Source organism: Streptomyces sp. BR123 (assembly GCF_013401435.1).
In the GTDB taxonomy this organism is placed as follows: Bacteria; Actinomycetota; Actinomycetes; order Streptomycetales; family Streptomycetaceae; genus Streptomyces.
The window spans coordinates 1-3,627 of the sequence record NZ_JACBGN010000463.1; the positions used below are offsets into that span (position 1 = coordinate 1).

Here is a 3,627-nt window from a genome sequence, read left to right on the forward strand (position 1 = left end):
GGCCCGCCGTCACCGGCGGGCCGGGCTCCCCCGGAAGAGGCGACGCCGGGTCAGGCGGCCGCAGGCACGGGCACGGAGACGAACGTCCTGCCCGCCTCGTTCTCGACCAGCACCTCGCGGACGTCCGCGGGATCCACCCACGCCGAGCCGTCCAGCGCGGCCCCCTTCGCCTCGCCACCCGCCTGGCTGCCCACGACCCAGCTGCCGGCGGTGCTCTTCTTGCCGTCGCGCGACACCACGACCAGCCGGCACCGCTCGCCGGGCGGCACCCCCGTCACGGCTGCGCGCACGCGCACCCACTTCGCGGCCGGGGTGACCTGTACGGTCATCCGCGCCCCGGTGCCCGCGTCGGTCGCGGAGGCCACCCTGGTCCCGGCCGGCGGCGGGGACGGCGCAGCCGTGATCCCCGCGCCCTGCCCGGGCGGCTGGGCGACGGCCTGGCCGTCACCACCACCGAGCTGGGCCCCGGCCCAGAACACCGCGGCCAGTGAGGCCGCCGCGGCCAGGCCGGCCAGGCCGAACCGGCGGCGCCGGTCGGCGGCGGCCTCCCCGCGGACCTGCCGCAGCGTGCGCTGCAGCATCAGATCGCCGCCCTGCGGCGGGCCGTCGAGGAACGCCTCCGGGGGCACCTCGCCGAGCGCCGCTTCCATCTCACGCAATGCGGCCACCTCCTCCCGGCAGCGCACGCAGCCGCGCACGTGCGCCTCGACCCGGCGGACGTCCTCCTCGTCCAGGACTCCGAGTACGTACGGGCCGAGGAGTTCCACCTCGTGCTCGAATTGCTGCCGGTTCATGCCACCACCTCCCGCAGTCCGGCGGGCTGCTGGGGCGGCCTGCCCATTCGATTGCCCTCCTTGGTGCCGTTTTGTCTGAACACCTCGCGCAATGCCTTGAGTGCGTAGTGCGAGCGTGATTTGACCGTACCGGCAGGGATGCCGAGGCTGTCGGCCGCCTCGGCCACACTGAGCTGCCGGTAGTACAACTCCTTCAGCACGTCCCGGTGTTCCGGGGACAGCTGGTCGAGCGCCCCGAGCACGGTCATGGTGTCCACGACCGAGTCGGCGTGGTCCACCTCGACCGGCGGCGCGGCCACCTCGCCGGAGACCTCCTGCGGGCGGGCCGCCTTGGCCCGGTAGCGGTCGGTGACGATGTTGCGGGCGACCGTCAGCAGCCAGCCCCGCACCGAGCCCTTTCCGTTGACCAGCGCCTCCGAGTGCCGCCAGGCCCGGATGAGGGTCTCCTGGACGACGTCCTCGGCGGTCGCCCGGTCCCCGGTCAGCCGGGTGGCGTACGCCAGCAGCGCATGGCCGTGCTCCTCGTAGACCGACCTGATCAAGGCCTCGTCGGTCGATCCCCGCCGCGTACGGGGCCACAGTGGTCCGGCCATCGCACCCTCTCTCCGTCTTCCGTGCCGAGTCGTGCGGTCAGAACACGCGGTGCGACGGGAAGCGGTTCATGTGAGTTGCGCCACAACCGGCGGACCCTCAGGTGCGGCAGGCCAGGCCCTCGTTGAGGCAGTCCACGACCGAGGCCATCTGTGCGTCCGTCATCGCGTTCACGAACATGGCGTGGTCCGTCCGCGGGCTGTGCCGCTGCTCGGGGAAGGAGTCGACGGCGAGGGGCGTCCCCGGCGTGACGTCGTACGCCAGCCGGATGCGCAACTGCGGCACGGGGAAGGTGTTCTGCGGGCACACGCCGTTGGCGGCGGGGAAGACCAGGTGCGAGCGGTGGTTCGGGCTGTCCTCGTCGAGCCCGTTCCAGCAGCTGGGGAAGGCGAGCGTACGGGTGACCCGGTCGCCCTCGGGGCAGCGCGGGTAGTGGGTGGTGGACCGGTCGGGCAGGCCGGAACACCCCCACCGGGCCCGGACGTCGGCGTCGCTGCGCGCGGTGCCGGCCACGGCGTCGCCGGTCACCGCGCGCAGGAAGCGCGGCATCGGCACGACCTTGCTCGCCGGGTTCCCGTGGAACTCCACGGACACCGACGCCTCCGACAGGATCTCGCCCGTGTTGCCGTGGCCCGCGGCCCGTTCCTGCGGGTGCGTGCCCGGCCGGTCCGTGCGGCGCAGGACCGGCCAGTAGTAGGTGGACCGGTCGCCGCCGCGGCAGCTGGTCGCTGCGGCGGCCAGCGAGGCGTCCGTCGACCGTGCGTCGGCGGACAGGTTCCCCACGTAGCTGTGCGTGTGGTGCGCGCCCCCGTGCAGCCCGGGGGAGACCACGAGGTTGTCCTCGTTGAAGTGGCGCTCCTCGTTGCGCCCGCAGTCCACCGTCACCGTGCCCGTCGAGGCGTCCGGCCCGGTCGGCGGCGGCTCGGCGGGACCGGGCGGCAGCTCCTGCAGGTCCACGGAGCCTCCCCCGGCACCGTCCGCGGCTTCCGCGGCGGCCCGCCGGGAGCCGCCGAGGTGCGACGCCCCCAGCGCGGCCGCGAGCAGTCCGACGCCCAGCACCAGGCAGACCAGCAGCGTGAGCAGGCCGCGTTCGTTCCTCTTACCCATGCGGGTCACCGTTGCCGCTGCCTGCCGCAGCGTCAACCTTCCATCCGCATACCGGCCACGCCTCGGCGCCGCGCCCCCTCGCCCGGTCCGCGGACGGCTGCGCAGAGTACCCGGTGGGAACGCCCGCTTCGCGCGGCCGGTCATCGCACCTCGCACAGTGTCAGGCCGGATCACGAGATGCGGCCGGTCGGCGGTGACGACGTTTCGCCCTGGCAGCGAAACGCCGCTCCCTGCCATGCTCCGCAGGGTGCCTCGCTTCCTCCTCCACCCAAGGGTGGGGGTATCCACGAAGGAGTCCGGATGACACCGGCTGAGCTTCTCCACGCATTCGCCCGCACCCGCGCCTCCCTCGACGGCGCCGAGGCGGTCTTCCACTGGACCGGGGACGTCCACTCCTGGGCCCCGGACGAGCCCTATCGGCGCCTGTTCGGCTTCGAGGGTCTGAGCGTCACCCGGCTGGTGCCGGACGAGGAGACGGGCGGATACCGGCTCCTCTCCAGGGAAGCCGCGTTCTACCTGGATCCCAACACGCGGGACATTCTGGAGGAATGGGAGGGCAAGCAGGTCATCCACGTCTGGAACGACCCCGCGAACCTGCAGCTGCGCCCGTTCCCGATCCCGCTCACCCGGCTCGGGGACCAGGTCTGCTTCAGCCTGGAGATCCCGCTCTCCTACCCTTCGCCGCTGCCCGTCGCCGACTACCCGCTCCACTCCTCCGGCGACACCTACCGCGCCCTGGAGCTCTTCCAGTTCTTCGCCCCGGAGGCGGTGCTCACCACCGACGCCCCCAGCGTCCCGTGCACCATGTCCTGGACGCGCATGTCCCCGTGGCTGCCCTGGATGGAACAGGGGCAGCGGCCGGGCGGGCTCACCTTCCACTGCCGCGGGCACAAGCTCGGAGGCTACGCCGAAGTCCCCGAGCGGACCCGGGCGTACATCGCCGACCGCCACCCCGAATACGGTCGCGCACCGGAGGAATGGTCAGCGCCGAACGAGACCAGCTGGACCTATTTCCGCAGGCTGCACCCCGTGCACTAGGTACGGGCGGGTCGACAGGGGGTGGACAAGGGTTTTCCCCGTATCGCGTTCATCCCCGCGTTGCCTACTGTCTGCCCACCGGCGATCTTCCCCCGAA

4 protein-coding genes are annotated in these 3,627 nt (G+C 72.7%); 1 reads left to right on the top strand and 3 read right to left on the bottom strand.

Annotation, left to right across the window (positions count from 1 at the left end):
* Positions 1-50: 50 nt before the first annotated feature.
* From HYE82_RS35000 to HYE82_RS35010, 3 genes are all read right to left on the bottom strand, one after another.
* Positions 51-794, bottom strand: a complete 744-nt coding sequence (locus HYE82_RS35000) for an anti-sigma factor (protein ID WP_179178258.1) — start codon at positions 792-794, stop codon at positions 51-53.
* Entirely contained in the window at positions 791-1,387 is a 597-nt protein-coding gene (locus HYE82_RS35005) for a sigma-70 family RNA polymerase sigma factor (protein ID WP_179178259.1), read from the bottom strand. Before HYE82_RS35005 ends, HYE82_RS35000 begins: the two co-directional genes overlap by 4 nt.
* A 97-nt stretch (positions 1,388-1,484) precedes the next feature.
* On the bottom strand, positions 1,485-2,492 hold the full coding sequence (locus tag HYE82_RS35010) for a DUF1996 domain-containing protein (protein ID WP_179178260.1): 1,008 nt from the start codon (positions 2,490-2,492) through the stop codon (positions 1,485-1,487).
* A 300-nt stretch (positions 2,493-2,792) separates the two neighbouring features.
* Here HYE82_RS35010 and HYE82_RS35015 point away from each other — a divergent pair, with 300 nt between their 5' ends.
* Positions 2,793-3,530, top strand: coding sequence for a DUF1838 family protein (locus tag HYE82_RS35015; RefSeq protein WP_179178261.1), 738 nt, complete (start codon positions 2,793-2,795; stop codon positions 3,528-3,530).
* The last annotated feature ends 97 nt before the right edge of the window (positions 3,531-3,627 follow it).

Bases quoted from the DNA above. Each gene is read 5' to 3' on its own strand.
- HYE82_RS35000 (WP_179178258.1), bottom strand. From the start codon at position 794: ATGAACCGGCAGCAATTCGAGCACGAGGTGGAACTCCTCGGCCCGTAC.
- HYE82_RS35005 (WP_179178259.1), bottom strand. From the start codon at position 1,387: ATGGCCGGACCACTGTGGCCCCGTACGCGGCGGGGATCGACCGACGAG.
- HYE82_RS35010 (WP_179178260.1), bottom strand. From the start codon at position 2,492: ATGGGTAAGAGGAACGAACGCGGCCTGCTCACGCTGCTGGTCTGCCTG.
- HYE82_RS35015 (WP_179178261.1), top strand. From the start codon at position 2,793: ATGACACCGGCTGAGCTTCTCCACGCATTCGCCCGCACCCGCGCCTCC.